The sequence below is a fragment of the Hominiventricola aquisgranensis genome (assembly GCF_040096225.1).
Taxonomy (GTDB): domain Bacteria; phylum Bacillota; class Clostridia; order Lachnospirales; family Lachnospiraceae; genus Hominiventricola; species Hominiventricola aquisgranensis.
Genome location: NZ_JBBMFC010000005.1, coordinates 118,332 through 145,075, shown reverse-complemented (window position 1 = coordinate 145,075; position 26,744 = coordinate 118,332). Strand labels below are relative to the sequence as shown.

At 47.6% G+C, this 26,744-nt stretch carries 25 protein-coding genes and 1 tRNA gene; 25 read left to right on the top strand and 1 reads right to left on the bottom strand.

Annotation, left to right across the window (positions count from 1 at the left end; genetic code table 11):
• Positions 1 to 2 precede the first annotated feature (2 nt).
• The 19 genes from WMO62_RS04295 to WMO62_RS04205 all read left to right on the top strand — a co-directional run bounded on the left by WMO62_RS04295 (position 3) and on the right by WMO62_RS04205 (position 17,915).
• Positions 3 to 776: a dihydroorotate dehydrogenase electron transfer subunit gene (locus WMO62_RS04295; protein WP_118759923.1), complete on the top strand. Its 774-nt coding sequence runs from the start codon at positions 3 to 5 to the stop codon at positions 774 to 776.
• On the top strand, positions 776 to 1,678 hold the full coding sequence (locus WMO62_RS04290) for a dihydroorotate dehydrogenase (RefSeq protein WP_117500078.1): 903 nt from the start codon (positions 776 to 778) through the stop codon (positions 1,676 to 1,678). Before WMO62_RS04295 ends, WMO62_RS04290 begins: the two co-directional genes overlap by 1 nt.
• 15 nt (positions 1,679 to 1,693) lie before the next feature.
• Entirely contained in the window at positions 1,694 to 2,377 is a 684-nt protein-coding gene (pyrE, locus tag WMO62_RS04285) for an orotate phosphoribosyltransferase (protein ID WP_349143913.1), read from the top strand.
• A gap of 22 nt (positions 2,378 to 2,399) precedes the next feature.
• Positions 2,400 to 2,555, top strand: coding sequence for a hypothetical protein (locus WMO62_RS04280; protein WP_178755258.1), 156 nt, complete (start codon positions 2,400 to 2,402; stop codon positions 2,553 to 2,555).
• 13 nt (positions 2,556 to 2,568) lie between these two features.
• The gene (locus WMO62_RS04275) at positions 2,569 to 3,036 is read left to right on the top strand and encodes a VanZ family protein (RefSeq protein WP_349143912.1); all 468 of its coding nucleotides are present in this window, start codon (positions 2,569 to 2,571) and stop codon (positions 3,034 to 3,036) included.
• On the top strand, positions 3,017 to 3,328 hold the full coding sequence (locus WMO62_RS04270; RefSeq protein ID WP_117496418.1) for a DUF6142 family protein: 312 nt from the start codon (positions 3,017 to 3,019) through the stop codon (positions 3,326 to 3,328). The genes WMO62_RS04275 and WMO62_RS04270 overlap by 20 nt, the downstream gene beginning before the upstream one ends.
• Positions 3,329 to 3,333: 5 nt before the next feature.
• The gene (locus WMO62_RS04265; protein WP_349143911.1) at positions 3,334 to 5,394 is read left to right on the top strand and encodes an aminopeptidase; all 2,061 of its coding nucleotides are present in this window, start codon (positions 3,334 to 3,336) and stop codon (positions 5,392 to 5,394) included.
• A 98-nt stretch (positions 5,395 to 5,492) separates the two neighbouring features.
• Positions 5,493 to 6,008 carry a 5-(carboxyamino)imidazole ribonucleotide mutase gene (gene purE, locus WMO62_RS04260; protein ID WP_117496420.1) on the top strand — a complete coding sequence of 172 codons (516 nt, stop codon included), beginning with the start codon at positions 5,493 to 5,495 and terminating at the stop codon, positions 6,006 to 6,008.
• 25 nt (positions 6,009 to 6,033) lie between these two features.
• Positions 6,034 to 7,059: a phosphoribosylformylglycinamidine cyclo-ligase gene (gene purM, locus WMO62_RS04255; protein WP_349143920.1), complete on the top strand. Its 1,026-nt coding sequence runs from the start codon at positions 6,034 to 6,036 to the stop codon at positions 7,057 to 7,059.
• On the top strand, positions 7,053 to 7,679 hold the full coding sequence (gene purN, locus WMO62_RS04250) for a phosphoribosylglycinamide formyltransferase (RefSeq protein WP_349143910.1): 627 nt from the start codon (positions 7,053 to 7,055) through the stop codon (positions 7,677 to 7,679). The genes purM and purN overlap by 7 nt, the downstream gene beginning before the upstream one ends.
• 22 nt (positions 7,680 to 7,701) lie before the next feature.
• Positions 7,702 to 8,973, top strand: a complete 1,272-nt coding sequence (purD, locus tag WMO62_RS04245; protein ID WP_349143909.1) for a phosphoribosylamine--glycine ligase — start codon at positions 7,702 to 7,704, stop codon at positions 8,971 to 8,973.
• Positions 8,974 to 9,055: 82 nt separating this feature from the next.
• Positions 9,056 to 10,393, top strand: coding sequence for a cohesin domain-containing protein (locus WMO62_RS04240; RefSeq protein WP_349143908.1), 1,338 nt, complete (start codon positions 9,056 to 9,058; stop codon positions 10,391 to 10,393).
• Positions 10,394 to 10,633: 240 nt separating this feature from the next.
• Positions 10,634 to 11,005 carry a GntR family transcriptional regulator gene (locus WMO62_RS04235; protein WP_118438215.1) on the top strand — a complete coding sequence of 124 codons (372 nt, stop codon included), beginning with the start codon at positions 10,634 to 10,636 and terminating at the stop codon, positions 11,003 to 11,005.
• A gap of 11 nt (positions 11,006 to 11,016) precedes the next feature.
• Positions 11,017 to 13,437: an ATP-dependent Clp protease ATP-binding subunit gene (locus WMO62_RS04230; RefSeq protein WP_349143907.1), complete on the top strand. Its 2,421-nt coding sequence runs from the start codon at positions 11,017 to 11,019 to the stop codon at positions 13,435 to 13,437.
• Entirely contained in the window at positions 13,424 to 14,800 is a 1,377-nt protein-coding gene (gene radA / locus WMO62_RS04225; RefSeq protein WP_118510160.1) for a DNA repair protein RadA, read from the top strand. Before WMO62_RS04230 ends, radA begins: the two co-directional genes overlap by 14 nt.
• Before the next feature lie 241 nt (positions 14,801 to 15,041).
• Positions 15,042 to 15,114, top strand: a tRNA-Trp gene (locus WMO62_RS04220).
• 75 nt (positions 15,115 to 15,189) lie between these two features.
• Positions 15,190 to 16,392, top strand: coding sequence for a substrate-binding periplasmic protein (locus WMO62_RS04215; RefSeq protein ID WP_349143906.1), 1,203 nt, complete (start codon positions 15,190 to 15,192; stop codon positions 16,390 to 16,392).
• 21 nt (positions 16,393 to 16,413) lie between these two features.
• Positions 16,414 to 17,019 (top strand): DUF1653 domain-containing protein, encoded by a 606-nt coding sequence (locus WMO62_RS04210; RefSeq protein WP_349143905.1) that lies wholly within the window; start codon positions 16,414 to 16,416, stop codon positions 17,017 to 17,019.
• A gap of 47 nt (positions 17,020 to 17,066) precedes the next feature.
• A complete protein-coding gene (locus WMO62_RS04205) occupies positions 17,067 to 17,915 on the top strand; it encodes a P-loop NTPase (RefSeq protein WP_178755435.1) in 849 nt (282 codons plus the stop codon).
• A gap of 235 nt (positions 17,916 to 18,150) precedes the next feature.
• Here the strand turns inward: WMO62_RS04205 and WMO62_RS04200 are convergent, their stop codons facing one another.
• Entirely contained in the window at positions 18,151 to 18,885 is a 735-nt protein-coding gene (locus tag WMO62_RS04200) for a YdcF family protein (protein WP_349143904.1), read from the bottom strand.
• 267 nt (positions 18,886 to 19,152) lie between these two features.
• Here WMO62_RS04200 and aepX point away from each other — a divergent pair, with 267 nt between their 5' ends.
• The 6 genes from aepX (at position 19,153) to WMO62_RS04170 (ending at position 26,655) form a co-directional block, all read left to right on the top strand.
• Entirely contained in the window at positions 19,153 to 21,165 is a 2,013-nt protein-coding gene (aepX, locus tag WMO62_RS04195) for a phosphoenolpyruvate mutase (protein ID WP_349143903.1), read from the top strand.
• A gap of 1 nt (position 21,166) precedes the next feature.
• Positions 21,167 to 22,291 carry a phosphonoacetaldehyde reductase gene (locus tag WMO62_RS04190; protein WP_349143902.1) on the top strand — a complete coding sequence of 375 codons (1,125 nt, stop codon included), beginning with the start codon at positions 21,167 to 21,169 and terminating at the stop codon, positions 22,289 to 22,291.
• 23 nt (positions 22,292 to 22,314) lie between these two features.
• Entirely contained in the window at positions 22,315 to 23,436 is a 1,122-nt protein-coding gene (gene aepY, locus WMO62_RS04185; protein WP_349143901.1) for a phosphonopyruvate decarboxylase, read from the top strand.
• Complete coding sequence (locus tag WMO62_RS04180; RefSeq protein WP_349143900.1) at positions 23,433 to 24,419, top strand: ribokinase; 987 nt, start codon at positions 23,433 to 23,435, stop codon at positions 24,417 to 24,419. Before aepY ends, WMO62_RS04180 begins: the two co-directional genes overlap by 4 nt.
• 108 nt (positions 24,420 to 24,527) lie before the next feature.
• Positions 24,528 to 25,832 (top strand): putative DNA modification/repair radical SAM protein, encoded by a 1,305-nt coding sequence (locus tag WMO62_RS04175; RefSeq protein ID WP_349143899.1) that lies wholly within the window; start codon positions 24,528 to 24,530, stop codon positions 25,830 to 25,832.
• A complete protein-coding gene (locus tag WMO62_RS04170; RefSeq protein WP_349143898.1) occupies positions 25,789 to 26,655 on the top strand; it encodes a TIGR03915 family putative DNA repair protein in 867 nt (288 codons plus the stop codon). The genes WMO62_RS04175 and WMO62_RS04170 overlap by 44 nt, the downstream gene beginning before the upstream one ends.
• Positions 26,656 to 26,744 lie beyond the last annotated feature (89 nt).

The following is a 26,744-nucleotide window of genomic DNA, read 5'->3' as shown; positions in this document are numbered from 1 at the left end:
ATATGAAGAGCAGAGAATTTGCAGTTGTAGCTGAACAGACAGAGATCGCTTCAGGAATCTTCAGTCTCTGGCTGGAGACAGAGAGCATTGCGAAGGAGGCAGTTCCAGGTCAGTTCGTATCTGTGTACAGCAAGGACAAGAGCCGTATGCTTCCACGCCCGATCAGTATCTGTGAAGCAGATAAAGAGAACGGAAAGCTTCGTCTGGTCTACCGTGTAGTAGGAGAAGGAACGGATGAATTTTCACATCTGACAAAAGGGGACCAGCTGGAGATCATTGGACCTATGGGAAATGGATTTCCACTGAAAGGGGAAAAGCCCCTTCTTATGGGTGGAGGAATCGGTGTGCCACCTATGGTACAGCTGGGAAAGACATTGAAAGCGAATGGTTGTACGCAGGTGCAGACAATAGCAGGATACAGAGATGAACTGTTCCTGACAGAGGAGCTGGGTGCTTCCGGAGCTTTTTATGTGGCAACAGAAGATGGCAGTGCGGGAACAAAGGGAAATGTATTGGATGCTGTTCGTGAGCAGGGAATTGAAGCCGATGTGATCTATGCCTGCGGGCCAAAGCCTATGCTTCGTGCCATCAAAGCCTATGCAGAGGAAAAGGGAATCGAGTGCTATCTTTCCATGGAAGAGCGTATGGCCTGTGGAATCGGTGCTTGTCTTGCCTGTGTTTGTCAGTCCAAAGAGAAGGATGAACATTCTCAGGTACACAATAAGCGTGTCTGCAAAGATGGACCGGTATTTTTAAGCACGGAGGTGGAGCTGTAATGAATACAAAAGTGACGATTGCCGGAGTGGAACTGAAGAATCCGGTTATGACAGCTTCAGGTACCTTTGGATCCGGTGCAGAATTCAGTGAATTTTACGATCTGGGAGCTCTTGGTGCAGTGGTGACCAAGGGAGTTGCCAATGTGCCGTGGCCGGGCAATCCGACTCCGAGGATCGCAGAGACCAGAAGTGGCATGCTCAATGCCATCGGTCTCCAGAATCCGGGAATTGATGTGTTTGTAAAGAGAGATATTCCGTTTCTGAAAAAATATGATACAAAGATCATTGTCAATGTGTGTGGCAAGAGTGAAGAGGATTACTGCGAGGTTGTGGAGCGTCTGGCAGATGAGCCGGTGGATATGCTGGAGATCAATGTATCCTGCCCCAACGTCAAAGAAGGCGGTATCGCATTTGGCCAGGATCCTAAAGCACTGCAGCATATTACAGAGCAGGTGAAAAAACGTGCAAAACAGCCGGTGATCATGAAATTAAGTCCCAATGTAACAGATATTACTGTTATGGCAAAGGCGGCAGAAGCTGGTGGAGCCGATGCTCTCTCCATGATCAATACACTGACCGGTATGAAGATCGATATCCATAGAAGGACATTTGCCATTGCCAACAAGACCGGAGGCATGTCCGGTCCTGCTGTGAAGCCGGTGGCTGTCCGGATGGTCTATCAGACAGCCCAGGCGGTAAATATCCCGATCATCGGAATGGGTGGTATCACCAATGCGGACGATGCACTGGAGTTTATTCTGGCAGGAGCCACGGCAGTATCTGTGGGAACAGCGAATTTTGCAAATCCTTATGCAGCGAAAGAAGTGGCAGAAGGAATCGAGAATTATATGAGACGGTATCAGGTGGAGGATATCCGCGACCTGATCGGTGCTGTGAGATAAGGAGGTTACAGGAAGATGGAACAGTATAAACAGGAATTTATAGAATTTATGGTAGACAGCGATGTGCTGAAATTTGGAGAGTTTACTCTGAAAAGCGGAAGAAAATCCCCGTTCTTCATGAATGCAGGAGCTTATGTGACCGGTTCTCAGTTAAAGAGACTGGGCGAGTACTACGCAAAAGCGATCCATGACAGATATGGTGATGATTTTGATGTATTATTCGGACCGGCTTACAAGGGAATTCCGTTGAGTGTTGTGACTGCAATCGCATACAGCGAGCTGTACGGAAAAGAGATCCGCTACTGCTCAGACAGAAAAGAGGAGAAAGACCACGGTGCAGACAAGGGAAGCTTCCTTGGCAGCAAATTAAAAGACGGTGACCGTGTAGTCATGATCGAGGATGTAACTACTTCCGGTAAATCCATGGAAGAGACCGTTCCGAAGGTAAAGGGTGCAGCAGATGTGACGATCGTGGGACTGATGGTATCTCTGGACCGTATGGAAATTGGAAAGGGCGGCGTAAAATGCGCACTTGATGAAGTACATGATCTGTACGGATTTGAGACTAATGCGATCGTGACCATGGCTGATGTGGTAGAATATCTCTACAACCGTCCGTATAAGGGAAAAGTTATCATTGATGATACATTAAAGGCTGCTATCGATGCATACTATGAACAGTATGGTGCAAAACAGTAGGTTCTGAAAAGGAGTAAGTTTCATGAACAACGAAAAAACATATAAATTAATGTCTGTGATTGGAGCAGGCAATCTGGCTCTGGGAATCGTAGTCCTGGTAGCCGGTATTGTGTCCGGTATTCTGATGATCGTCGGAGGAGCCAGACTGCTCAAGGGAAAATCAGACTTGTTGTTCTAAAAGGGGATCAGACTTGAAAAAGGAGACGGGAAAAAAAGTCCGGCTGTTATGCAGAGTCTTCTTTGCAGGGTACATTCTTCTGCTGATCTATCTGATGTTTTTCTCAGAGGAATGGGGCCGGTCGATCTTAGGGGGAGACTACCGTTATAATCTGGTTCCGTTTCGGGAGATTCGACGCTATCTGAAATATCGCGGGACCATCGGATCATGGCGGGTGTTTCTGAATCTTGCAGGAAATGTAGTTGGTTTTATGCCGTTTGGAGCGTTGCTTCCAGCCCTGAAGGAGAAGGCTGCAGGGTTCTGGAGGACAGCGCTTTTCAGTCTGGAACTCAGCCTGTTCATCGAACTTTCACAGCTTGTGCTGCAGGCAGGAAGCTGTGATGTGGATGATCTGATGCTGAATACTCTGGGAGGATGTCTGGGTTATGCACTGCACCGCCTGGTAGTATCTGGAGGAAAACATGAAAAAGAGAAAAATTAAATTCACGGATAAGAAGCATTCCAGAAATGGAATTCTGTCTACGATCCTGGGAGCGGTGTCTGCAGGGCTCTTGTTCTGCCTGCTGGCGGCGGCTTATCTGACGTCCGGGCAGGCGGGAAAAGCGGTGGCGGTTCTGGGACTTCTGGCATTCTTTGTAGCATGCGCAGGTGCATGGTACGGCGTGCTTGGAAGACGGGAAGAGGATTCTTACCGGCTGTTTCCGGATCTTGGAATCGGTATCAATGGACTACTTCTGGTCGGATTTGTGATGATTTATATAATGGGATGGTGACATCAATGGAAATGAATGAGACTTTGAGAGAACGCCAGCAGCTTGCATATGAGAGGATCAGCCAGATTGCGGCAGATCCTGAGATCAATGGAGCCGTTGGCGATTATTTTCAAAAGACTGGGAAGTTTGCCCTGTTGATCCTGAAGGCGAGAGAACTGGCTGAAGAGGATTATTTTGCAAAAGCGTCAGTTGATGAATTAAAAGCATGGAACGAAAAACTTTATGAGGATATTGCCGGAAATGCTTATGAGACAAGCTATGCCAATCCGGCTTATGCAGTTGCAGAGCTGGGAGAGGAATATGGAAACGTCCTCTCTTTTGTATATACGGAACTGAGGGGCATGATTGTCTATGCATTTGAGAAGCGGGATGAGGAGCTTCTGATCCATCTGGAACTGTTTTTACAGATCCACAGTGAATTTGCAGAAGGAGATCTGCCCACAAAACGGCAGCTTGGGCAGGATGTGTACTGGTTTGTCAGTGATTACAGTGATGTACTGGTAAGTTACCGGATCAGGGAGCAGCTGGATCCGACCCTGTCTTTTGCAAGAGATATTATTATGAAGGCAGATCTTACGGATCCGTCCTACCTTTATCAGTTCGGCGAGTATATCACAGACCGGGAGATCCGCATGAGCGAATTTCTGAACCGTCTTCCGGAAGCAGAGATCGAGCGGATCGCATCTGTATTTACGGAAGGATACCGGATCGGATTTGAGGTGAACGAAAAGGATCTGAAGAAGAAAAGAACCGTCAATATCCGTTATTGCCTGGGATTCGAGCGGATCATCCGCCAGGCGGTAAAGAATTTTGAAGAAATGGGACTTGAGAGCATCATTTACCGTGCAGCAGTGAGCAGGGTTAATATGAGAGAAGCTAATAAAATAGGATATTACAGCTCTTCCCCGAACCGCCAGTACGATTACGATCACAAGGGTGATGCAGCACTGTTTCTGGATAAAGCCTTTGTGGAGCGAAAGCTTGGTGTTATGAGAACTACCTATGAGCAGTACAAGGAACTGGCAGCTGTCCATGGAGGTCCGGCTGTGATGGAGATCTTTGGAGAGACTCCGTTTGAACCGGCTGCCTGCCCGGAGGCTTACAAGCTGGCAGACCGTCAGCAGGAGAATCAGGTGCTTCTCTATAGTAAATCCGGTCAGATGACCAATGAGTATATAAAAGGTGAAGAGAGAAGCTTTACCATTATTGCCTTCCCAGTACCGGACATTGGAGACAAATTTGAAGAGATATTCCGGGAGACAGTGAAAATCAATACTCTGGATTATCGGACCTGGCAGCGGATCCAGCAGTGCATGATCGATGTGCTGGATACAGGAGAAAAAGTACACATTACAGGAAGCGGGGAAAACCGGACAGACCTTTATGTGGTACTTGCATCTGTCAAGGATCCGGCTCATGAAACGGTCTTTGAGAACTGCGTGGCAGATGTGAATATTCCGGTAGGAGAAGTATTTACTTCACCGAAACTTACCGGAACCACCGGCCTTCTCCATGTGAGCGGCGTCTATCTGGATGGATTGTACTATAAAGATCTGGTGTTATCTTTTACAGATGGTATGGTTACAGATTACGACTGTGGCAATTATGAAAATACAGACGAGAACCGCCGGTATATCAGGGAAAATGTACTGTATCATCATGATACACTGCCTATGGGAGAATTTGCCATCGGAACCAATACCACTGCTTATGTGGCAGCCAGAAAATATGGCATTGAAGCATTGATGCCGATCCTGATCGCAGAGAAGACTGGACCACATTTTGCAGTAGGAGATACCTGTTATTCCTGGGAGGAAGATGTGGTAACACATAATCCGGATGGAAAGAAGATCATAGCAAAGGAAAATGAGTGCTCTGCCCTTCGTCGTAAGGATCCGGGAAAAGCTTATTTTAACTGTCACACAGATATCACAATTCCTTATGAGGAGTTGGATGAGATCGCTGTGATCCAAAAAGATGGAACGAAAGTCCCGATCATTCAGAAGGGGCGATTTGTACTTCCAGGAACAGAAGAATTGAATGTACCTCTGGATGAGTGGAAGTAAGGCTTGACAAGATGCAGAGGTAACGGTAAGATAACTTATAAGTAACAGGTGTTTTATTAAAAAAACTTATAACTATCATAAGCAAAAGGAGAAAAGCAATGGCAAAAGTAGGAATTGTCATGGGCAGCGATTCAGATATGCCCGTTATGAGCAAAGCAGCAGATGTACTGGCAAAGTTAGGTGTAGATTTTGAGATGACGATCATCTCTGCACACCGGGAACCGGATGTATTCTTTGAATATGCTAAGAGTGCAGAAGCAAAAGGTTTCAAAGTGATCATTGCAGGTGCCGGAAAAGCAGCTCATCTGCCTGGCATGTGTGCAGCGATCTTTCCTATGCCGGTGATCGGAATTCCCATGAAGACTTCTGATCTGGGCGGCGTGGATTCTCTGTATTCTATTGTGCAGATGCCGACTGGTATTCCAGTTGCCACCGTTGCCATCAATGGCGGTGCCAATGCCGGCATCCTGGCAGCAAAGATTCTGGCAACCTCTGACGCAGATCTTCTGGAGAGACTGAAAGTATATTCTCAGGAGATGAAAGAGGAAGTGGAAGCAAAAGCTGCAAAGCTTGATGAGATTGGATACAAAGCCTATCAGGCACAGATGAAATAGAGAGGGAGGAAGACGTAAGATGGCTATGGATTATAAGAACGCAGGTGTGGATATTGAAGCTGGATATGAGTCCGTGGAACTGATGAAAAAATTTGTAAAAGGGACGATGAGACCGGAAGTGCTGGGAGGTCTTGGCGGGTTCTCTGGTGCATTTTCACTGAAAGCTATTAAGGATATGGAAGATCCGGTACTGCTGTCCGGAACCGACGGATGTGGAACCAAAGTAAAGCTCGCGTTTCTTCTGAATAAACATGATACCATCGGTATTGATGCAGTTGCCATGTGTGTGAACGATGTGGCATGTGCAGGCGGTGAACCGCTGTTCTTCCTTGACTATATTGCCTGCGGAAAGAATTATCCGGAGAAGATCGCAACTATCGTAAGTGGTGTGGCAGAGGGCTGTAAACAGTCCGGAGCTGCTCTGATCGGTGGTGAAACTGCAGAGCATCCGGGGCTGATGCCGGAGGACGAGTACGATCTGGCTGGATTTGCAGTGGGCGTAGTTGACAGAAAAGATCTGATCACCGGAGAGAATATCAAACCGGGCGATACCCTGATCGGAATCGCAAGTACTGGTGTACACAGCAATGGATTTTCTCTGGTAAGAAAAGTGTTCTGTATGACAACGGAAGCACTGAATACATATTACGACTGTCTGGGTGAGACTCTTGGAGAGGCGTTGATTCGTCCGACCAGAATCTATGTGAAAGCTCTGAAAAATGTAAAAGAAGCAGGTGTGACCCTGAAAGGATGCAGCCATATCACCGGAGGCGGATTCTATGAGAATATTCCAAGAATGCTGCCGGAGGGTGTGCGTGCAGTCGTGAAAAAAGACAGTTATCCGGTACTTCCGATCTTCCGTATGCTTCAGGAAGAAGGAAATATCGCAGAAGAGATGATGTATAATACCTTTAACATGGGTCTTGGAATGATCATTGCGGTAGATCCGGCAGATGTGGATAAGACGATGGAAGCAATCAAAGCAGCAGGCGATACGCCATATGTAGTAGGCTCTGTGGAAGCAGGCGAGAAAGGTGTGAGCTTATGCTAAAGCTGGCAGTTCTGGTATCAGGGGGCGGCACCAATCTACAGGCAATCATGGATGGGATCGCATCTGGTTCCATCACCAATGCAAAGATCGTGACTGTAATCAGCAATAATAAAAATGCCTATGCGCTGACCCGGGCAGAGCAGGCGGGGATTCCGGCGTCGTGCATCAGCCCGAAGGACTATGCCGACCGTGAGGCATTCCACGAAGCACTTCTTAAGGCACTGGTGGAATCAGAAGCGGATCTGATCGTGCTGGCAGGATGCCTGGTAGTGATCCCGGAAATAATCATTGACCGGTTCCCGAATCGGATCATCAATATCCATCCGTCTCTGATCCCGTCATTCTGTGGAACGGAGTATTATGGACTGAAAGTCCACGAAGGAGCACTGGCCCGTGGTGTAAAACTTACCGGTGCAACGGTACATTTTGTGGATAAAGGGACAGATACCGGTCCGATCATTCTTCAGAAAGCAGTGGAAGTTCTTCCGGATGATACACCGAAGAGTCTTCAGCAGAGAGTGATGGAGCAGGCAGAGTGGGTGATCATGCCAAAGGCAATTGATCTGATCGCCAATGGAAAAGTAAAAGTCCAGGATGGAAAAGTCCTGATTGAACAGTAGAACAAGCGCGGAGGAAATACAGATGAAGATTTTGATCGTGGGAAGTGGCGGAAGAGAGCATGCCATCGCATGGAAAGTGGCACAGAGTCCGAAGGTAGACAAGATCTACTGTGCGCCGGGAAACGCAGGAATCTCTGAATATGCAGAGTGCGTGGATATCGGAGCAATGGAATTTGACAAACTGGTCGCATTTGCAAAAGAAAAGCAGATCGATCTGACAGTCGTAGGGATGGATGATCCGCTGGTAGGCGGTATCGTGGATGTGTTTGAGGCAGAAGGTCTTCGTGTGTTCGGACCGAGAAAGAACGCTGCGATCCTGGAGGGATCCAAAGCATTTTCAAAAGATCTGATGAAAAAATATGATATTCCGACGGCAGTTTATGAGAATTTTGACGATCCGCAGAAAGCACTGGAGTATCTGGAGACCGCTGATATGCCTATCGTACTGAAGGCAGATGGACTGGCACTTGGCAAAGGTGTGCTGATCTGCAATACACTGGAAGAGGCGCGCGAGGGCGTACAGTCCATTATGATGGATAAAAAGTTCGGTACCGCAGGCAACAAGATGGTCATTGAAGAGTTCATGACCGGCCGCGAAGTATCCGTGTTAAGCTTTGTGGATGGAAAGAATATCAGGATCATGACTTCTTCCCAGGATCACAAGCGCGCCATGGATGGAGACCAGGGACTCAATACCGGCGGTATGGGAACATTTTCTCCGAGCCCGTTCTATACGGATGAAGTGGACGAATTCTGTAAAAAATATATTTATCAGAAGACTGTGGATGCCATGGCAGCTGAGGGCAGAGAGTTCAAGGGAGTGATTTTCTTTGGACTGATGCTGACACCAAAGGGACCGAAGGTGCTTGAATACAATGCCAGATTCGGGGATCCGGAGACGCAGGTAGTTCTCCCACGTATGAAAAATGATATTGTGGATGTCTTTGAGGCGTGCGTGGATGGCACCCTTGACCAGATCAATCTGGAGTTTGAAGACAATGCGGCAGTCTGCGTGGTACTGGCATCCGATGGTTATCCGGTAAAATACGAAAAAGGATTCCCAATTCATGGTCTTGAACATTTCAAGGGCTGCAAGGATAAATTTGTATTCCATGCAGGAAGTAAGTTAAAAGATGGTCAGATCGTGACAAATGGCGGCCGTGTGCTTGGCGTGACAGCGCTTGGAAGTACTTTGAAAGAAGCAAGAGCCAATGCATATAAAGCAGTAGAACTGGTGGATTTTGATAACAAATATTATCGTCATGACATCGGAAAAGCCATTGACGAGGTGTGAAATTTTTATGAAATCTGTTGACTTTCCTGCGGATACAAGATAAGGTAGAATATATTTTAAAAATCCGGAAAGAGAGAGTTATATGAAGAATAAAAAGAAACTGTTTGGAAAGACGATGGGTCTGATTGCAGCTTTGGTACTGTGCTTTGGCATGACAGTATTGGCGGCGCCTTCCGTAACCGGGGACACAGAACTGACAGTACAGAAGGATAAAATTGTATCTGCATCTTATAAGATCACCAATGATGATTCCATTGAGAGTGTAAAACTGACTTTATCTTATGATAAGAGTGATCTGACCTATATGTCCGGAAGTGGTGGAGATAATTTCTCCGGAAGCGGTGGAAATGGTCTGGTGGAGTTGTCCAGCAATCCAGGCAGTAAGGCTGCTACATTTGGAGTAAAATTCAAAGGTCTGACAGATGGTACCTCTGAAGTGACGGTATCTTCCTGTACCATCACGGTAAATGGAAAAGAGATCGATGCCTTAAGCGGTGTATCTCTGGAGGAAGAAGAGGAAGAAAAAGAAGATGCCTCTGCAGAAGATGAGGAAGAGGAAGAAGATGATGCAGATCGTGCGACCTGGGTCATCGACGGAAGAACCTTCCTGACTCATCATATTCCGGGGATAGATGGATATGATGATGAAAAGATAGAGATCCAGGGAAAGCAGGTCCGCGTTCTGCATAACACTGTAACAGATGTCTATCTTGTATATCTGTTCAGCGATAACGGAAGCTACCGTGATTACTTTGTATATAACCCGGATACCGGAAATATTGTTCCTTATATTGAAAAGCAGAGCGGAACAGATACGGTGACCTTTATTGAGCCGGAAGAGGGCGGATATGTGCCGATCCGTTATTCTTATGTAGATATGCCGTGGGGTGCAAAATATACTGTACCGGCATATAAGCATGTGATCATCGATGGTGTGGATGAGATCTTTGATGATACTAACCGTTATCTGGTCTATGGCGTCAACCAGGATGGCGAAAAAGCGTGGTACAGCTATGACTATGATAAGGATTCCCTGCAGTTATTTGATGATGTGGCTTACCAGGGTGAGCAGAATTATATTACCGAGCTGGAGGATCAGGATGCAGCCCTTCGTACAGAGGCAGACTATCAGCAGAATCGCTATACCACTGATATGGGACGTCGTCTGATGATCATTCTGGTCATGACGCTGATCATCATTATTCTGCTTAATGCGGTTGTGATCCTGACTCTGCGTATGAAGAAGATGCAGATGCTCCCGGAAAAAGAGGATGATGAGGAAGAAGAGGATCATACTCCCAAGAGCAGTTCCTATGTAACCGGCAGTCTGGAGGAAAATGAGTCTGATTTCCATGACCCGGAAGAGGATGAACTGGAGATTATCGATCTGGACAATGCATCCGACGATGACGAAGACTGATCAGAGGAAGCAATAAACAAAAGAAAATAATAGTCTGACAGACAATGAAGAATGAGCGAAACCTGCGGGGATAAGTAAACTGCGAGCTTCGCTCATTTCTGTTTGGAAAGCTTTTGCAAAGACAGGAAAGTGTTGACCGGAAAATGAGATGCTGTTATACTGCCTATATAACAAATGATGGATATGTTAGAGCCGTGCGGATGTGGCTCTGAATTATCAATAACGTAAGAGGACATGATCATGTATTTAGAAATTGATTTTAACAGTGATGAAGCATTCTATGTGCAGTTATATCATCAGATCATTATTGGCATCGCGACTTCCAGACTGCAGGAGGGAGATACCCTCCCCAGTGTCCGTCAGCTGGCAGATGAGGTGGGCATCAATATGCACACGGTAAACAAAGCCTATTCCCTGTTGAAGCAGGAGGGCTATATCCGGCTGGACAGAAGATATGGTGCAGTGATCGCAGTGGATGCAGATAAGCTCAAAGCGATGGAGGACATGAAGCAGGGACTTCTGGTTCTTCTGGCAAAGGGAAGCTGTAAAAACATTACCAGAGAAGAAGTGCATCAGTTAATAGATGAGATCTACGAAGAATACGGGGCATAAGGAGGAGACATATGCAGATCTATACGGATGCGGCCCAGGCCGCGCTCCGACAGGCAAAGAGAATATCAGGACAGATGAAACATCCCTATACAGGAACCGAGCATATTTTGCTGGGACTGTTAAGGGAGCAGGAAAGCACAGCCGGACAGGTGCTTATAAATGCAGGCGTGACAGAGGCGGGACTTACAGATATGATCAGTCAGCTGATCGCGCCGGAAGGCGGGATGCTTCCGGAGGAAGGCAGAAGCTTTACTCCGAGGGCCAGAAAGATTCTGGATGATGCACAGATGGAAGCACATCGGTTTCATGAGAGACTGGTGGGAACCGAGCATATTCTGATTGCAATATTTAAGGATGGTGAGTGCGTAGGCTCCCGTCTGCTGACTACCATGGGTATCCGGGTGCGGGATATCTATGTGGATCTGGTTAACTCCATGGGTGAGAAGGCGTCTGAGTACAGCAAGGATGAATCCAGGTCCAAAGGGACCCAGACGCTGGAACAGTACAGCCGTGACCTGACCGCTATGGCAACTGAAGGACGGCTGGATCCGGTGATTGGAAGGGAAGAAGAGATCCTGCGTGTCATTCAGGTATTAAGCCGCCGGACTAAGAACAATCCTTGTCTGATCGGGGAGCCCGGAGTCGGTAAGACTGCCATTGTGGAAGGACTGGCAGCCCGGATCGCAGCAGGAAAAGTACCGGATTCTATCCGGGGCAGACGGCTGTGTATTCTGGATCTGACGGCTATGGTAGCCGGGTCCAAATATCGTGGCGAGTTTGAGGAGCGTATTAAGAATGTGATCGATGAGGTTCGTGAGGACGGAAATATTCTTCTGTTTATTGATGAGCTTCATACGATCATTGGTGCAGGAGGTGCCGAGGGAGCCATGGATGCCTCTAATATTCTGAAACCTGCCATGGCAAGGGGTGAGATTCAGATCATCGGTGCTACCACTCTGGAAGAGTACCGGAAGCATATTGAGAAGGATGCGGCTCTGGAGCGAAGATTCCAGCCAGTGACGGTAGAACCGGCATCGGTGGAACAGACGATTAAGATCCTGAAAGGATTACGTCCGTATTATGAGTCTCATCACCAGGTACAGATCTCGGATGAGGCACTGGAGGCAGCAGCAAGACTGTCAGATCGTTATGTAAATGACCGATTTCTGCCGGATAAGGCCATCGATCTGATGGATGAAGCGGCAGCAGGACTGAGACTGGGACAGTTCGGCAGCAAACAGGCAGGCTCTACGGATACGATCCAGGAGCTGTTGGATGCAAGAGCGGCACTTGATCAGGCACTGATGGAGTCAGATCTGGAGAAAGCCCACAATTGCAAAGAGGAAGTGGAACGGCTGGAACATCTGCTGGAGAAAAAAGAGAACCGGCGCGGGCGTAAGAGTTCCAACATCGTGGCAGAAGAACAGATAGCGGAAGCGGTGGCCAAATGGACCAAAATCCCGGTACAGCGGATTGCAGAGGCAGAGTCCCAGAAGCTTCGGCGTCTGGAGAAGACACTTCATAAGAGAGTCATCGGACAGGATGAAGCGGTGCAGGCGGTTGCAAAGGCTGTGAAGCGAGGAAGAGTAGGCTTAAAAGACCCGAAACGTCCCATCGGATCATTTTTATTCCTTGGACCTACTGGTGTGGGTAAGACAGAGCTTTCCAAGGCACTGGCAGAGGTGCTGTTTGGAAAAGAAGATGCCATGATTCGTGTTGACATGTCTGAATATATGGAGAAGCACAGTGTAGCCAAGATGATAGGCTCTCCACCAGGATATGTGGGACATGATGATGGCGGACAGCTCAGTGAAAAGGTCCGCAGAAATCCTTATGCAGTGATTCTGTTTGATGAGATCGAGAAGGCTCATCCGGATGTATTTAATATTTTGCTGCAGGTGCTGGATGATGGGCACATTACAGATTCCCAGGGACGACAGGTGGATTTTAAAAATACCGTGATCATCATGACTTCTAATGCGGGGGCAGGTTCCATCGTCAATCCGAAGAAGCTGGGCTTTGCATCGTCAGAAAACGCAAAGCAGGATTATGAGTTCATGAAGAACAGCGTGATGAATGAGGTAAAACAGATCTTCCGGCCGGAGTTTCTGAATCGAATTGATGAGACGATCGTATTCCACATGCTCCAGAAGGATGAGATCACTCAGATCACAGGACTTCTGCTGCAGGAGCTGGAGAAACGCTGCAAAAATCAGCTTTCCATTCAGGTGCATTTTACAGATTCTGTGAAGAAATGGCTGGCTGAGACCAGTTATGATGCGAAATATGGTGCCCGCCCGTTAAAACGTGCGGTCCAGAACCGGATCGAGGATCGTCTGGCAGATGAGATGCTGGATGGAAAGATCAAGGCAGGCGATCATGTGGATGTGAAAGTGGTCGGAGGAAAACTGAAAATCAATGTACAAAAATAAAGAGAAAAAAGGCGGAACGATCTTTTTTTGTCAGAATTGTGGATATGAGTCGGCGAAATGGTCGGGCCAGTGCCCGGCCTGCCGGGAGTGGAATACGTTTGCGGAAGAACCGGCAGCACCAAAGACCAAGGGCGGAAGCAGCCGAAGAAGTGCCAGAGAAGTCCGGGAACCAGTTACCCTGAAAGGCATTGAGGCTGATTCAGAAGGACGGATCTCCACGGGAATGTCGGAACTTGACCAGGTACTGGGTGGAGGAATTGTGCCAGGTTCTCTTGTATTGGTAGGCGGAGATCCGGGAATCGGTAAATCCACACTGCTCCTGCAGGTATGTCGTAATCTGGCAGAGCGGCTTGACAGCATCTTATATATCTCCGGTGAGGAATCACTGCAGCAGATCAAGCTTCGTGCAGTGCGGATCGGAGAGTTCTCTGATGCCATGACCTTGCTGTGTGAGACCAATCTGGATGATATTGAGTCCATTGTTCTGAAGAAAAAGCCGCAGGCAGTGATCATTGATTCAATCCAGACCATGTATCAGGAAAATGTATCTTCTGCACCCGGAAGTGTATCCCAGGTGAGGGAGGCAACAGGAGTACTTATGCGTCTGGCAAAGGAAAATAATATTACAATTTTTATTGTAGGGCATGTGACAAAAGAAGGAACTGTGGCAGGACCACGTGTGCTGGAACACATGGTGGACACGGTATTGTATTTTGAAGGTGACCGGTATGCATCCTATCGAATCTTAAGAAGTGTAAAGAACCGTTTTGGTTCTACCAATGAGATCGGTGTCTTTGAGATGACAGACAAAGGGCTCAGGGAAGTGAGCAATCCTTCAGAGTATATGTTAAGTGGAAAGCCAGAGGGGGCTTCCGGGTCAGTGGTGGCATGCACCATGGAAGGCACCAGGCCTATGCTTCTGGAAGTACAGGCGTTGGTATGCCGGACCAATTTCGGACTGCCCAGGAGAACTGCGGCAGGAACCGATTATAATCGGCTGAATCTTCTTATGGCGGTACTGGAGAAGCGGTTGAATCTGCCGCTGTCAGGCTATGATGCCTATGTAAATATTGCAGGTGGTGTGCGCTTAAGTGAACCGGCTATGGATCTGGCGCTGGTGCTTGCGGTGATCTCCAGTTATAAAGATGTGCCAGTCTCTGACAAGACCATCGTATTTGGTGAGGTGGGATTAAGCGGTGAAGTCCGTGCAGTCAGTATGGCAAAGCAGCGGGTACAGGAAGCCAAACGCTTAGGTTTCACGAAAGTGATCCTTCCTAAGAGCTCTATGGATCAGGTGAAGGACATCAAAGGCATTGAACTGATTGGCGTGTCTGCTGTGTGGGATGCTATGAAGTGCTTATAAAATATTTTGTAATTGTTCAGAGCCATGCACATATTTAATAAATATGCGAGCCATGCTTGCATGATCGAGCATATTTTTAAATATGTATATGGCGAGAAGCCATCATGAGCAAAAGAAAAGCCTCGTAGAGGCGATTTTGCGAATGCAGCTCTGAACAGTTACAATATTTTCAATATTTTCGCAAGTTTTCATTGACACAAAAGTCGAATCGTGGTATAGTTTCATGGTGTCAGTGATACACAGGGATATAGTTCAGTTGGTAGAACGTTGGTCTCCAAAACCAAATGTCGAGGGTTCGAGTCCTTCTGTCCCTGCTAGGCTTCGGAAATAACAGATTTCCGGAGCCTTTTTCTTATCTTAATGCTTATAACAGAAAGGAAATAGATTGCATGAAAAAACTGGTATGCCTGGGACTGGCGGCATTGCTGGCCGTACAGACAACAGCATGTGGAGTAAATGCGCAGGAGTCAACTGCTAAAAATGAAGAGCTTGTGGTAGAAGATGTCGGGGTGACAGAAGATAAACTTCCAGAACGGAATCTGAAGGATGACAGACTGGAGCAGGTGACAGAATCAGGAAAACTGCTGATCGCTATTTCGCCGGATTATGCGCCATTTGCATTTACGGAGGACAGTAAAGATACGACAAAAATATCTGCGGCAGATAAGGAGACCGATACAACAAAGACATCTGCGGCGGATAACACCGCACAGACAGATGATACGCCCACATGTGCAGGAAGTGATGTGCAGCTTGGCGAATATATTGCAAAGCAGTTAGGCGTGGAGCCTTTGTTCGTGGAGATGGAGTTTGATGATTGCCTGAAAGCGGCGAAGGAAGGGACTGTGGATCTGGTGCTTCTTGGAATGCTGCCCAAGAACGATCGTAAGGCATCGGTGGATTTTACAGAGGAATATTATAAACCAGGGAAGCAGGTATTGCTGGTCACAGAGGAAAAACAGAAAAAATACAAGGATCTGGACGCATTTATCGGGAAAACGGTGGTGGCTCAGTATGGAACCTTGCAGGCACAGCTGGTGATGGAGCAGATGCCGGAGACTTATATGACGCTGGTCGATGTGGTTTCAGATGGAATCGAGATGCTTCGATCAGGCAAAGCAGATGCAGTGGCACTGGATGAAGCGGTGGCGGAAGATCTGATGAAGGAAGATGATGATCTGGCATTGTCAGCTTTGGAGCTGGAATATGAGGCAGCTGGAGTGGTTGGCGGAGTGGTCAAAGATCAGAAAGTATTTCTTGATGCAGTCAATAAAGCAATCGAAGAAGTAAAAGTGCAGAAGCTTTATTATAACTGGCTGGCGGAGGCAACTCATCAGGCAGCACAGAAGAATCCTGCTATTGACGACAGTGAGATGACAAGAGAACGGGACCGGACAAAGAAAACGACAGTGAAAATGCAGACACCGGCGACTCAGCCAGCGACTGATCCGGCGACTCAGCCAGCAACCGACCCGGCGACTCAGCCAGCGACCGACCCGGCAGCTCAGCCAGCGACCGATCCGGCAACTCAGCCGGCGACTGATCCGGCAGCTCAGCCAGCGGCCGATCCAGCAGCTCAGCCGGCGGGCTAACTTTGAAAGGAAGTGAATGAAATGCGTGAGATCAGACAAGGACAGTTTTACAGACATTTTAAGGGTGGTCTTTACCAGGTCATGGCAATCGCCACGCATTCGGAAACAAAGGAAAAGATGGTGGTTTATCAGGCATTGTATGGAGATTATGGAATCTATGTACGTCCCTATGATATGTTCGTCAGTGAAGTGGATCATGAAAAATATCCACAGGTAAAACAGGTGTATCGATTTACGCAGGTACATCCAGAGGAGATGGAGGAAGAGTCTGATAAGGTGGAGGTTCCGGATCTGACACTTGAGTTGGATGAAAGCATGGAGCCGGAGCAGTCTGCAGTGGAGGAAGAACCGAAGAAAATGTCAGAGGATCAACCTGCACAAGAAAAGCAGGATGTATCGGGCGGCATCAATCCGATTTTATTAGAATTTCTCGATGCAGACACTCTAGAGGAGAAGATGCATATTATGACATTTTACCGCAATCAGATGGACGAGGCACTTCTCAACAGCATTGCCATCTCACTGGATCTGGTGGTGGATAAGAAAGGGCTGCAGGAAACCTATGATGAGATCATGAACTGCCTGTCTATGATGAAACATTTTGAATGTACGAACCGGTTTCGTTAGAAACAGGAACAGAACATAAAGAAACGAAGCATAAAGGAGAAGAACAAATGGCAGAAAAGTCATGCAGCAGCACAGGCTGTACCAAAGAAAGCTGTGCAGGATGTCCAAGTGCAAAAGGTGCGCAGAAGCCGCAGAGCATGCTGGCACCGGCAAATCCGAAGTCACATATTCATAAAGTGATCGGCGTTGTCAGTGGAAAAGGTGGTGTTGGAAAATCACTGGTAACAGCATCTTTAGCAAACCTTATGAAAGAGCAGGGATATTCCGTAGGAATCCTGGATGCGGATATTACAGGCCCGTCCATCCCGAAGATGTATGGTCTTCACGGCCCGGCAGAGATGGATGGCGATTATATCAAACCAGTAGTTACAGAAAATGGTATTCCGGTCATGTCCATCAATCTGCTGCTTCCGGATGAGGAATCTCCGGTCATCTGGAGAGGACCGATCCTGGCAAATATGGTAAAACAGTTCTGGACAGATATTGTGTGGGGAGAGATCGATTATCTTTTCGTAGATATGCCGCCAGGAACCGGTGATGTGCCACTGACGGTTTTCCAGTCTATTCCGGTGGATGGAATCATCACTGTGACATCTCCACAGGATCTGGTAAGCCTGATCGTAAAGAAGGCCCTGAATATGGCAAAGAGCATGGATATCCCGGTAATTGGTCTGGTAGAGAATTATAGCTATGTGATCTGCCCGGATTGTGGCAAAGAGTTTAAGATCTTCGGTGAGAGCGGCCTTGACAAACTGGCAGAAGAACTGGATCTGCCGATCCTTGGACGGATGCCGATCGATCCAAAGCTTGCTGAACTGGCAAGTGGAGAGTTTGCAAAAGCTAATAACGAATATCTGGCTGCTGCAGAGAGTCTGCTGATCGCTCTGGAGGGTTAAAAACCAACATTAAATCTTGAGCAACACAATATGTGAAGGAAAGCAGCACAGAGATGTGAACTACGCTGTATGTATTGGAGCGTACAAAAGGAAACGGCTGTCAGACTGAGACAGACATTTTAATGTCTGTATTCAGAATGACAACCGTTTTTATTTTGTACGATACACTACATACGAGGTTCACTCTCTGTGCTGCTTTCTCATATATATGAGGCTCAAGATTTTCATTGACTGCCTATCGCACCAGCACATAATCTTTTATCACTGCGAAGAATTCACGAAAGAGATTGGCTGGCTGGGTGATCAGGTCTCCTTTTGCGGGGATGCCATAAGCATGCTCGTAGCCAAGAGCATCTGCCAGGTGAAGGGAGCGGCAGACATGGAATCCATTGGTGATGATACCGACAGTTGCGCCATCCGGGATGAGTTCCGCGGAGAAGATCAGGTTTTCCCGGGTGTTGGTGGACTGGTCTTCTGTCAGGATCCGGTCGGAGGAAAGGCCGTGGGTTCCCAGATAGGTCTTCATGGCATCTGCTTCGGTGCAAGGTTCATTGGAGCCTTGTCCGCCGGAAACGATGAAGATGGTATCCGGGTTATCAGCAGCATAATCAAGGGCTGCATCCAGCCGGAGAGCCAGAGCCCGGCTTGGACCGGTGGAACGCACGTGGGCGCCAAGGACGATGACATAATCAAGACCAGAAGCAGGATCCAAAGTGGCGGCACGAAGAATCATACCTTCCACGCCGACAAAGACCAGAATGCCTATTGCGACAAAAGCAAGCAGAATTCCCCGGACGCTTGGCGGAAGCTGTGCAAAAAAGTGAATATGGAATAACCAGCTAAGCAGCAGAAAACAGACTGCCATGGCAGGCCATACCAGATAAAAAGCGGAGGTAAATCCGCTGTATATCAGTAAAATGATAAAATACAGGGCGCAGACAATGCCTGCGGTAAAACATATGATATGCAAGAGACTCTCCCTTCTGGTTTGAAATTGATTCTGGCAGTGCAGATGATTTGTCAAACAAAGTTAATTCATTTAATGTTTTCAATAGATTTCTCCTTTATTGTATCTGCATTAGCTTTGCGTCGCAAGGGGCTTTATAAAAATTTACAACTGGGGAAAATTTCACAAGCAAACAGCATAAAAACTCCATCTCGACAACTCTCATACACAATGGTAAAATGAAACTTAGATTATAAGCGAATTTTGAAAGAATCAGGAGGATTTTTATCCATGAAAGCTTTGATATTAAATTCCGGCATGGGTTCCCGCATGGGAGTTCTGACTTCTGAACATCCCAAATGCATGACGGAGATCTCCGGCAGGGAGACCATTTTAAGTCGTCAGCTCAGCCAGATTGCTGATCAGGGGATCGAAGAAGTGGTCATGACTACTGGACGGCATGATCAGGTACTGACAGAGTACTGTAAGAGCCTGGATCTGCCGCTTACTTACACCTTTGTGAAAAATCCGGTCTATGATAAGACCAATTATATCTATTCCATCTACTGTGCTAGAGAGGCACTGGCAGAGGATGACATTCTGCTGATGCATGGGGATCTGGTGTTTGAAAATATGGTTCTGGACCAGGTGATTGAAAGTAAAGAGAGCTGTATGACGGTCAGCACCACACTTCCGTTGCCGGAAAAAGATTTTAAGGCAGTGATTCATGACAATCAGATTGAAAAAGTAGGCATTGAATTTTTTGAGGATGCCCTGGCTGCACAGCCCCTTTATCATCTGAAGAAAGAGGACTGGAAGATCTGGCTTGACCGGATCGTGGCATTCTGTGAGGCTGATCAGGTGAAATGCTATGCAGAAAATGCACTGAACGAAGTTTCTGACAAATGCGTGATCCGTCCGTTGGATGTGAAAGATCAGCTTTGTGCAGAGATCGACAATCCCGAGGATTTGAAAGTAGTATCTGAGAAACTGGCAGAAGTGGAGAACCGTACAGTCTATATGAGCTTTTCCGCAGATATGCTGCACAGCGGTCACATTTCCATTATCCGGAAAGCAGCCCGCCTGGGACGTCTGATCATCGGTGTACTGTCTGATGAAGCGGTGATCAGCTATAAACGATATCCGCTGTTGCCTTTTGCGGAGCGAAAGGCATTGTTTGAAAATATCCGTGGCGTGAGTCGTGTGGTAGAGCAGAAGACCCTGAGCTATAAGGAAAATCTGGAGAAAATAAGACCAGATTTTGTGGTTCATGGAGATGACTGGGTGACTGGATTCCAGAAGCCGGTGAGAGAAGAAGTGCTGGCAGTACTGGCTGAGTATGGCGGAAAGCTGGTGGAGTTCCCATACTCCAGCGATGAGAAATACAAAAGTCTGGAGCGCCGGGCAAGAGCAGATCTGTCTCTGCCGGATATGCGCCGTGGAAGGCTCCGCAAAGCCATTGAGATGAAAGGCACGATCACAGCCATGGAGGCACATAGCGGTCTGACTGGTCTGATCGTGGAAAATACCGTTGTCTACCAGAATGGAGAGGCAAGACAGTTTGATGCCATGTGGGTCAGCTCTCTGTGTGATTCCACTGCAAAAGGAAAGCCGGATATCGAGCTGGTAGACATGACTTCCCGCTTCCGTACCATCGATGATATTATGGAAGTAACGACCAAACCGATCGTATTTGATGGAGATACTGGCGGAATGACCGAGCATTTTGTATATACGGTCCGTTCTCTGGAGCGTATGGGTGTATCTGCAGTGATCATTGAGGATAAGACCGGACTTAAGAAAAATTCGCTGTTCGGAACAGAGGTTGTGCAGACCCAGGATTCCATTGAGCATTTTTCAGAGAAGATCGCTGCCGGAAAACGTGCACAGAAGACGAAAGAGTTCATGATCATTGCCAGAATTGAGAGCCTGATCCTGGAGCGCGGAATGGACGATGCGCTTGAGAGAGCATTCGCATTTGTCAAGGCAGGTGCAGATGGCATCATGATCCACAGCAGACGGCCGGAGCCGGATGAAATCTTTGAGTTTGTAGAGAAGTTCCGTGCGCAGGATTCTGTGACACCATTAGTGGTGGTTCCGACTTCCTTTAATCAGGTAACAGAGGAAGAATTCAAGGCCAGAGGCGTGAATCTTGTGATTTATGCAAATCAGCTGACCAGAACCGGTTTTCCTGCCATGCAGAATGCGGCCAGAACGATTCTGGAGCATCACCGTGCGAAGGAATGCGATGCCATGTGTATGCCGTTCAAGGAAATCATCAATCTCATTCCGGAGGAAGAGTGATATGGAGCAGACAATTATTGAAGCAACGACCATGGAGGTACAGCTAAAAGAAGTATTTGAGCAGCACAGCACTCGTCAGGTATTATTTGTGCTGGGAGCTTCTTTCAGAAAACAGAAGCTGTACGGAAGGCTTCTGGAGCTGATGAAGACTGCAGGTGTGGGCTGTACAGAGTTCTCAGATTTTCAGCCCAATCCGAAATATGAGTCTGTGGTGGCTGGTATTGAAGCGCTTCGTGCGCATCACTGTGACTTTATCATCGCTGCGGGCGGCGGCAGTGCCATGGATGTGGCAAAATGCATCAAGCTCTTCTCTGAGATGGATCTGACAAAGAATTGTCTGGAGCAGGAGATCGTGGAAAATGCGCTGCCATTGCTGGCGATTCCGACTACGGCTGGAACCGGAAGCGAGGCAACCCGTTTTGCGGTGATTTACTATCAGGGAAATAAGCAATCCGTGGCACATCCAAGCTGTGTGCCGGGCTGGGTACTGATGGAGCCGGAGCTCTTAGAGAGTCTTCCTGTGTACCAGCGGAAAGCTACTATGCTGGATGCGTTCTGCCATGCGGCAGAGTCATTCTGGTCTGTGAATTCTACAGAAGACAGCCGGGAGGATGCTGCAGAAGCTATCCGGCTGGTATTAAAATACGCAGACAGCTATCTGGCTAATGAAAAGGACGGCAATGCACAGATGCTGCTGGCGGCCAATATTGCAGGAAAGGCCATCAATGTGACCCAGACCACTGCCGGTCATGCCATGGCATACAAGATTACGACTCTCTATGGTTTATCTCATGGACATGCAGTAGCCCTGGTTGTGGACAGTCTGTGGCCCTATATGGCAGCTCATACGGAGAACTGCATTGATCCGCGCGGAGAAGCTTATCTGAAGACTATGTTTGAGGAACTGGCGAAAGTCTGCGGATGTGACAGTGTGGAAGCATCCATTGAGAAATATCAGAACTGGTTTGCAGCTCTTGATCTGGAAAGACCCACTCTTCAGAATGCAGGACAGCTTGATCTTCTGACACATTCGGTCAATCCGGTGAGACTGAAAAATAATCCGGTGCAGCTTACCGAAGAGACGCTGGAAGAACTGTACAGACAGATCCTTCGCGTACAGGCGTAAAATAATAGATAGAGGAAGATACGATGAAAGTTGAATCATTTGTACAGATCCTTGGATCTGATTTTTATACAGGAGTACCAGATTCTCAGTTAAAAGCATTGTGTAATTATCTGATGAATACTTATGGGATCGATCCAAAACATCATGTGATCGGAGCCAATGAAGGAAACTGTGCGGCACTGGCGGCAGGTTATCATCTGGCAACAGGGAAAGTGCCGGTGGTTTATATGCAGAATTCCGGTGAGGGAAATATCATCAATCCGGCGGCATCACTTCTGAACGACAAGGTTTACGGAATACCTGTGATCTTTGTGGTCGGATGGAGAGGAGAACCTGGCATCCATGATGAACCCCAGCATATTTACCAGGGTGAAGTGACCGTGAAGCTTCTGGAGGACATGGATATCCGCACATTTGTAGTGGGAAAAGATACCACAGAAGAAGAACTGGCAGATACCATGAAGCAGTTCCGGGAAGTGCTGGAAGCAGGAAAAGATGTGGCATTTGTGATCCGAAAAGGCGCTCTTTCCTATGACGAAAAAGTAGTTTATAAAAATGATCATACCATGTCCAGAGAAGAGATCATCCGTCATATTGTGGAAGTATCCGGCGAGGATCCCATCGTGTCCACGACAGGTAAAGCCAGCCGTGAGCTGTTCGAGCTTCGGACAGCCGCCGGAAAGAGTCATAAATATGATTTCCTGACCGTTGGTTCCATGGGGCACAGTTCTTCCATTGCACTGGGAATTGCATCACAGAAGCCAGATATGAAGATTTGGTGTATTGATGGAGACGGTGCAGTGCTGATGCACATGGGTTCTATGGCAGTTATGGGAGCCAATCATCCAGAAAATCTGGTGCATGTAGTGATCAACAACGGAGCCCATGAGACGGTAGGCGGAATGCCTACTGTAGCAGCAGATATGAACATTCCGGCTGTTGCGGAGGCATGCGGTTATCCTTATGCCGTGAGTGTTGATAATTTTGACGACCTTGACCGGGAACTGAAAGCGGCTAAAAAGCGAAATGCACTGAGTCTGATCGAAGTAAAATGTGCCATCGGAGCCAGAGAGGATCTGGGGCGTCCAACCACAACAGCTATGGAAAATAAAGTGAATTTTATGGAGTATCTGAAAACACGATGAAAAAAGCAAAGATTCTGGTAGTAGGAAGTTTTATGATGGATCTGATCGCTTCGGCACCCCGGGTACCAAATTTGGGAGAGACTGTGATCGGAACCTCCTTTCAGACCGCACCGGGAGGAAAAGGTGCCAATCAGGCATTGCAGTGTGCGCGTCTGGGCGCAGATGTGACGATGGTTGGTTGTGTAGGAGCCGATGCATTTGGACAGGAGATGTGTCAGGCGCTGAAGGATGCCGGGGTGGATGTATCTCATGTGAGGATCAGTGAGAAGAGTTTCAGTGGTGTTGGGCATATTCAGCTGGAAGTAAAAGAGACTGGTGTTCAAAACCGGATTCTTGTGGTCCCGGGATCCAACTATGATCTGATGCCGGAAGACCTGGAATGGCTGAAAGAAAAGATCAGGGAGTATGATCTCCTGATGCTTCAGCTGGAACTTCGGATGGATACCATCACGACGGCAGCCAGGATCGCCCATGAGGCAGGCGTACCGGTGATGTTGAATCCTGCTCCGGCCGCAGCGCTCAGTGATGAGCTGTTATCCTGCCTGACGTATGTGTCCCCTAATGAACATGAGGCGGCATTGTTGAGCGGACTTTCACTGAAAGCAGACGAACATGGCGTGGATCAGAAGGATCTGGCTGCGGTAGTTCAGAATCTGTGTTCCAGAGGAATCAAAAAACTTATGATCACATTGGGAAGCAATGGTGCAGTTCTGTGCGACGAGAGGGATTGGATTCAGATTCCCTGTGTGCATATGACGGAGGTAAAAGATCCCACAGCAGCAGGAGATTCCTTTGTGGGTGCATTCTGTACCGGGATTGCAGGTGGTCTTTCGGAGAAAGAGGCACTTCAGATGGCAGCTTATACGGCGGCGATCACCGTATCCGGCATGGGAGCCATGCCGTCTCTGCCAACACTGGATCGGGTATGTGAATTGATGAAAGAACGCGGAGCACAGGAACTGGCAGAGAAAGTAATGAATTAGAAAATACTGGATCTTGATAGATGATACTTTACAAAAGAACGTATGTTTGCTACAATAAGAGCAAACATACGTTCTTTTTCTTGAAAGCAACAAAATTGGAGGCGAACTATGAATTACCAGATAGAACAGCCCATGGATATGATGCAGAAGCTTGCAATTCTGGCAGATGCGGCAAAATATGATGTGGCCTGCACATCCAGCGGGGTAGACAGATCCAATGATGGTACCGGGATCGGCAACTGCCTGAAAGCAGGGATCTGCCATACCTTTGCCGGAGATGGCAGATGTATCTCTCTATTGAAAATATTGATGACCAATGAATGCATCTACGATTGCAAATACTGCATCAACCGGAGAAGCAACGATGTGCCGCGGACAACTTTTACACCGGAAGAGATCTGCACGCTGACGATACAGTTTTATCGGAGAAATTATATTGAAGGATTATTTTTGAGCTCCGGTGTGGTCAAGAGCCCGGATATTACCATGGAACTCTTATATCAGACCCTGTATAAGCTGAGAACCGAGTATCATTTTCAGGGATATATTCATGTGAAAGCCATTCCGGGAGCATCACCGGAACTGATCGAGAAGGTGGGATATCTGGCAGATCGTATGAGTGTGAATCTGGAGCTGCCCACAGCGGAGGGGCTGAGAGTACTGGCACCTCAGAAGAAGCGTGCAGGTATGCTGGCACCGATCCGACAGGTACAGACCATGCGGACGGTTAATAAGCATGAGATCGCGCTGTACCGTCATGCACCGAAGTTTGTACCAGCAGGACAGTCTACGCAGATGATTATTGGTGCAACCGGGGAAAGTGATTATCAGATCATGAAGGTAGCGCAGCACATGTACGATCGATACGAGATGAAGAGGGTATTCTATTCAGCTTTTATTCGGGTAAATGAAGATAGTCTCCTGCCAGCCCTGCCTGGGGGGCCGCCACTTCTGCGGGAACACAGGCTTTATCAGGCAGACTGGCTGTTGCGTTATTACGGATTCCGTACAGAGGATCTGTTGTCGGAAGACAAGCCGGATTTTAATGTGTTTGTAGATCCCAAGTGTGACTGGGCGCTGCGGCATCTGGAGCAGTTTCCGGTGGAGGTCATGAGGGCGGATTATGAGACGCTTCTGAAAGTGCCGGGAATCGGATATAAGTCTGCGTCCCGGATCGTGAAGGCAAGAAGACTTGGAAGTCTTGATTATACAGCATTAAAGAAGATGGGCGTGGTGTTGAAACGGGCTATTTACTTTATCACCTGCGGTGGCAGACAGATGTATCCGACAAAGCTTCAGGAAGATTATATTTTACGGAATATTATGGATGGAAAGGAGATGCTGCCTGCGGGGGTGAAGGTTCCCTCTTATGAGCAGCTGTCATTATTTGATGATCCGCGTTTTTCAGTGTGAGGATAGTCTGACAGGGATACTGACGGGTGTATATGATGGATGGGCCAGCCGTCTGGGGCATTCCCATGTGCGGCTGGCGATTCTGGACCAGGGCAACATGGAACTGTTCTGCGAGTATGAAGAAGTGATGGCGGATACAGATAAGGCCGGGAAGGTATTGCGGACGATCCGGGAACGGATGGGAGAAGACGCCGCTGTCATGATTGCACGGGCAGCAGCCTGCCCAGATAAGGACAAGGCAGATCTGATTTATCGGATGATCGTTCTGGGGCTCCATCTGAAAGATGGACACCGGATTACAGGGATGCTGGGAGATCCTGTGATGCAGCGGATGTTTGAACTAGGTAGGAAAGCAGGAAATATTGCCATGCGCTATATCGAGATCATCCGGTTTCAGGAACTGGATTCCGGTGCGCTGCTGGCAGTGATCGATCCGGAGGCAGATGTGCTGGCATTGATTGCACCACATTTTTCCAATCGTCTGCCACTGGAGAACTGGATGATCTATGACCGCAGGAGGCAGAAGGCAGTGATTCATCCGGCAGGAAAAGGATGGTTCCTGGTAGAAGAGGTAGATGAGCGATCTGTACTGGAGGCGGAAATGTCGCATGAGGAGGTCCGATATGGAGAGCTTTGGAAGTGCTTTTTTAAGACCCTTACGATTGAAGCAAGAGTTAATCAAAAGCTGCAAACTTCGTTAATTCCCTTGAAATACCGGGATTTTATGAAAGAATTTCAGAATGAGAGTCTGCGTGAAGATTGTGAAAAATGTCAAAACAAGGAAACGAAACAAGAACATGAAAAACAGATATCACAGGAATAGTCCTTGAATACGCATTCTCATAGAAAAGTATGGTTATTTTGCCTGAAAATCAGCAACAAAATTATACATATTTAACAAAGAAAAAAAGG

Bases quoted from the DNA above. Each gene is read 5' to 3' on its own strand.
- WMO62_RS04295 (WP_118759923.1), top strand. From the start codon at position 3: ATGAAGAGCAGAGAATTTGCAGTTGTAGCTGAACAGACAGAGATCGCT.
- WMO62_RS04290 (WP_117500078.1), top strand. From the start codon at position 776: ATGAATACAAAAGTGACGATTGCCGGAGTGGAACTGAAGAATCCGGTT.
- pyrE (WP_349143913.1), top strand. From the start codon at position 1,694: ATGGAACAGTATAAACAGGAATTTATAGAATTTATGGTAGACAGCGAT.
- WMO62_RS04280 (WP_178755258.1), top strand. From the start codon at position 2,400: ATGAACAACGAAAAAACATATAAATTAATGTCTGTGATTGGAGCAGGC.
- WMO62_RS04270 (WP_117496418.1), top strand. From the start codon at position 3,017: ATGAAAAAGAGAAAAATTAAATTCACGGATAAGAAGCATTCCAGAAAT.
- WMO62_RS04265 (WP_349143911.1), top strand. From the start codon at position 3,334: ATGGAAATGAATGAGACTTTGAGAGAACGCCAGCAGCTTGCATATGAG.
- purE (WP_117496420.1), top strand. From the start codon at position 5,493: ATGGCAAAAGTAGGAATTGTCATGGGCAGCGATTCAGATATGCCCGTT.
- purM (WP_349143920.1), top strand. From the start codon at position 6,034: ATGGATTATAAGAACGCAGGTGTGGATATTGAAGCTGGATATGAGTCC.
- purN (WP_349143910.1), top strand. From the start codon at position 7,053: ATGCTAAAGCTGGCAGTTCTGGTATCAGGGGGCGGCACCAATCTACAG.
- purD (WP_349143909.1), top strand. From the start codon at position 7,702: ATGAAGATTTTGATCGTGGGAAGTGGCGGAAGAGAGCATGCCATCGCA.
- WMO62_RS04240 (WP_349143908.1), top strand. From the start codon at position 9,056: ATGAAGAATAAAAAGAAACTGTTTGGAAAGACGATGGGTCTGATTGCA.
- WMO62_RS04235 (WP_118438215.1), top strand. From the start codon at position 10,634: ATGTATTTAGAAATTGATTTTAACAGTGATGAAGCATTCTATGTGCAG.
- WMO62_RS04230 (WP_349143907.1), top strand. From the start codon at position 11,017: ATGCAGATCTATACGGATGCGGCCCAGGCCGCGCTCCGACAGGCAAAG.
- radA (WP_118510160.1), top strand. From the start codon at position 13,424: ATGTACAAAAATAAAGAGAAAAAAGGCGGAACGATCTTTTTTTGTCAG.
- WMO62_RS04215 (WP_349143906.1), top strand. From the start codon at position 15,190: ATGAAAAAACTGGTATGCCTGGGACTGGCGGCATTGCTGGCCGTACAG.
- WMO62_RS04210 (WP_349143905.1), top strand. From the start codon at position 16,414: ATGCGTGAGATCAGACAAGGACAGTTTTACAGACATTTTAAGGGTGGT.
- WMO62_RS04205 (WP_178755435.1), top strand. From the start codon at position 17,067: ATGGCAGAAAAGTCATGCAGCAGCACAGGCTGTACCAAAGAAAGCTGT.
- aepX (WP_349143903.1), top strand. From the start codon at position 19,153: ATGAAAGCTTTGATATTAAATTCCGGCATGGGTTCCCGCATGGGAGTT.
- WMO62_RS04190 (WP_349143902.1), top strand. From the start codon at position 21,167: ATGGAGCAGACAATTATTGAAGCAACGACCATGGAGGTACAGCTAAAA.
- aepY (WP_349143901.1), top strand. From the start codon at position 22,315: ATGAAAGTTGAATCATTTGTACAGATCCTTGGATCTGATTTTTATACA.
- WMO62_RS04180 (WP_349143900.1), top strand. From the start codon at position 23,433: ATGAAAAAAGCAAAGATTCTGGTAGTAGGAAGTTTTATGATGGATCTG.
- WMO62_RS04175 (WP_349143899.1), top strand. From the start codon at position 24,528: ATGAATTACCAGATAGAACAGCCCATGGATATGATGCAGAAGCTTGCA.
- WMO62_RS04170 (WP_349143898.1), top strand. From the start codon at position 25,789: ATGAGCAGCTGTCATTATTTGATGATCCGCGTTTTTCAGTGTGAGGAT.